Below are 3,257 nucleotides of genomic sequence, written 5' to 3' on the forward strand. Positions count from 1 at the left end.
GCCCACCTGGGCCACCCGCTGGCTGTCCGCCCACCTGCGCCGGTTTTGCGAGCGTTACCCGGACATCAACCTCAGCGTCACCCACCAGAACACCCATGCGAGCCTGGCGGAAATCGACTGCCAGGTCCGCTTCGGCCTGGAAGCGGCCACGCAGTGCAGCAGTGAACTGTTGGTGATGGAACGCCACATCGCCGTCGCCAGCCCGGAACTGTTCAGCGACGGTCAGCCACCCGACCTGCGGCGCTTTCCGCTGCTGCACATCCTGCACGACGGCAAGCGTTTGCAGGTCTGGGAGAACTGGCTGGCGGCCATGGGCCGGGAAGATATCGATGCAGGCCAGGGCCTGGAATTCAGCACCCTGGACCAGGTGATCCACACCGCCCTGGCCGGCGGTGGGTTGGCGGTGATCGACCGGCAGATGATCGAGCGTGAACTGGCGAATGGCAGCCTGCTGCCGATCACCCCGGTGGAGGTGATCGGCCCGTATGGCTATTGGCTGGATGTGGCAAGTGACAAGCAGGGTTTATCCAAGGTTCGGTTGTTTACGCAGTGGTTGAACCGGGTGAGCAATCCCTGACACCGCAGGCTCGGCCTTGCACGCCTGGCTCAAGGTCAACGCCTTGGTTTCCGGCGCCCAGGCCCAGGAGATGATCGCGCCCAGCACCAGGATAGCGGCGAGGATGCCCATGGTCGGGCTCAGGCCGATCCCCGCTACGCTCACCGGCAACAGGAAGGTACTCACCGCCGAACCCAGGCGGCTGACGGCTGTGGCAAGGCCGATGCCGCTGGCCCGCACTTCGGTCGGGAAGCTCTCCGCCGGGAATACGCCCACCAGGTTGCTCACCGCCGACAGCACCAGGGTGAAGACGCCGAACGTCAGCACCATCAACCACGCCATGCTGCCCGGCAATACCGCCAGCAGGAACAGCGCCGCCGCCAGGATGATGAACGAGTTGATCAGAAAGCCCCGCCGGGAGAATTTCACGGTGCACCAGATGCCGATCAAGGCGCCGATGATCAGCAGCAGGTTGAGCATCAGCTCGGTGCCAAAACCTTCGGCCAGGCCCATCTTCTGCAGGATCGACGGCAGGAAGGTGTAGATGGCGAAGTACGGCATCACGATGCACACGAAGAACAGGCAGTTGAACGCGGTGCGCTCGCGGTATTCACGGCTGAACAGCACGCCGTAGCCGGAACGGGTTTGCGTCGACGGTTCTTCATCGAGGACCACGTGTTCGCCGAGGTGTTTCTTGACGATGGCTCGGGCCTCGGCAATCCGGCCCTGGTTGATCAGCCAGCGCGGCGATTCGGGCGTGCCGATGCGCGCGATCAGGATCAGCCCGGCAGGAATTGCCGACGATGCGAGCATCCAGCGCCAGGCATCATCGCCGAGGCTGAGCATGGCGGTGCCGACGAAAGTCGCGGCCACGTAACCCACCGTCCACACCACGCTGAAGGAGCCCAGCAGTACCCCGCGATGTTTCCTGGGCGAGAACTCGGCGAGCATCGCGTGGCCGACGCTGAAGTCGCCGCCCAGGCCGATACCGATCAACACCCGGCAGAGGAACAGGCCCATGGCGGTTTCGGCATAGAACTGCATCACCGAGGCAACGGTGATCAGGACGAAGCTGACCAGGAAGATTTTCTGCCGGCCGAGGGTGTCGGAGATCCAGCCAAAGAACAGGCTACCCATAAACAGGCCGATCAGGGCCGAGGCGCCGATCAGGCCTTGCCAGAAGGCGTCCAGTTGCATCTGTGGGCTGAGCAAGGTGAAGGCGATGCCGATCAGGCCGAGGATATAGCCGTCGGTGAAGTGGGCGCCGAAGGTCAGGCCGGCGATTTTAAGGTGGAAGCGACCGATGGGCAGGTCGTCGATTTTGATGGGTTGAGTGGACATGGTGTTCTCCATATTTTTGTTCTTGACGGAGTAACAGCGGGCAAGCCCATTTCCCTGTGGGAGCGGGCGGGGTTGTTTGGGTGAATGGGGTCAGAGACCGCCCATCAACAGGTATTTGATCTCCAGGTAATCCTCCAGGCCGTACCTGGAACCTTCACGACCCAGGCCCGACTCCTTGATCCCGCCAAACGGTGCGACTTCGGTGGAGATGATCCCTTCGTTGATCCCGACCATGCCCGCTTCCAGGCCTTCGGCCATGCGCCATACGCGGCCGATGTCGCGGCTGTAGAAGTAGGCGGACAACCCAAACGGCGTGTCATTCGCCCGTTGCAGCACTTCGGCTTCGTCCTTGAAGCGGAAGCAGGCCGCCACCGGGCCGAAGGTTTCTTCCTGGGCAATCAGCATCTCGCCGTGGGCTTCGGTGAGGATGGTCGGTTCGAAGAACGTCCCGCCCAAGGCATGGCGACGGCCGCCGCACAGCAGCTTGGCACCTTTCTCGAGGGCGTCGCCGACGTGGGCTTCAACCTTGGCCAACGCGGCCGCATTGATCAGCGGGCCTTGTTCGGTTTCGCCGTCCAGGGCGCTGCCGACGCGCATCGCAGAGACCGCTTCGGCCAGCTTGCGGGTGAACGCATCGTACACACCGTCCTGGATAAAGAAGCGGTTGACGCAGACGCAGGTCTGCCCGGTATTGCGAAACTTGGAAGCCATGGCGCCTTTGACGGCAGCGTCCAGGTCGGCATCGTCAAACACGATAAAGGGTGCGTTGCCGCCCAGTTCCAGGGAGACCTTTTTCAGGGTGTCGGCGGCCTGGCGCATCAGCAGCTTGCCGGTGCGGGTGGAGCCGGTGAAGGACAGCTTGCGCACAATGCTGGAGGCTTGCAGTGCGCCACCGATGGCCACGGCATCGCCGGACACGATGTTGAACACGCCCGCCGGAATCCCGGCCTGTTCTGCCAACACCGCCAGGGCAAAGGCCGACAGCGGGGTTTCTTCCGACGGTTTGAGAATCATCGTGCAACCCGCCGCCAGCGCCGGGCCAACCTTGCGGGTGACCATGGCCAGGGGGAAATTCCATGGGGTGATCGCTGCGACCACGCCGATGGCTTCCTTGGTCACGATGATGCGGGCGTCGGCCTTGTGGCTCGGGATCACGTCGCCATAGGCACGCTTGGCTTCTTCGGCAAACCATTCGAGGAAGCTCGCGGCGTAGACCACTTCGCCCATGGCTTCGGCCAGCGGCTTGCCCTGTTCCAGGCTGAGCAGGTGGGCCAGGTCCTTCTGGTTGCTCAGCATCAACTCGCTCCAGCGCTTGAGGCGCTGGCTGCGTTCCTTGGCGGTGAGCTTGCGCCAGGCCGGC

At 63.3% G+C, this 3,257-nt stretch carries 3 protein-coding genes; 1 reads left to right on the forward strand and 2 read right to left on the reverse strand.

What is annotated here, in order from left to right; genetic code table 11:
- On the forward strand, positions 1–577 hold a 577-nt coding region (locus HX846_RS28750; protein ID WP_178966607.1), incomplete at its 5' end, for a LysR substrate-binding domain-containing protein.
- On the opposite strand, the gene HX846_RS28755 is transcribed toward HX846_RS28750, so the two are convergent.
- Both HX846_RS28755 and HX846_RS28760 read right to left on the reverse strand, forming a co-directional pair.
- Positions 524–1,897, reverse strand: coding sequence for an MFS transporter (locus HX846_RS28755; RefSeq protein ID WP_178966609.1), 1,374 nt, complete (start codon positions 1,895–1,897; stop codon positions 524–526). The two genes, HX846_RS28750 and HX846_RS28755, sit on opposite strands and share 54 nt — an antisense overlap.
- Positions 1,898–1,987: 90 nt before the next feature.
- Positions 1,988–3,257 (reverse strand): NAD-dependent succinate-semialdehyde dehydrogenase (locus HX846_RS28760; RefSeq protein ID WP_178966611.1); only part of this gene is annotated, 1,270 nt, incomplete at its 5' end.

This window comes from Pseudomonas sp. K5002, from assembly GCF_013386655.1.
Lineage (GTDB): Bacteria > Pseudomonadota > Gammaproteobacteria > Pseudomonadales > Pseudomonadaceae > Aquipseudomonas.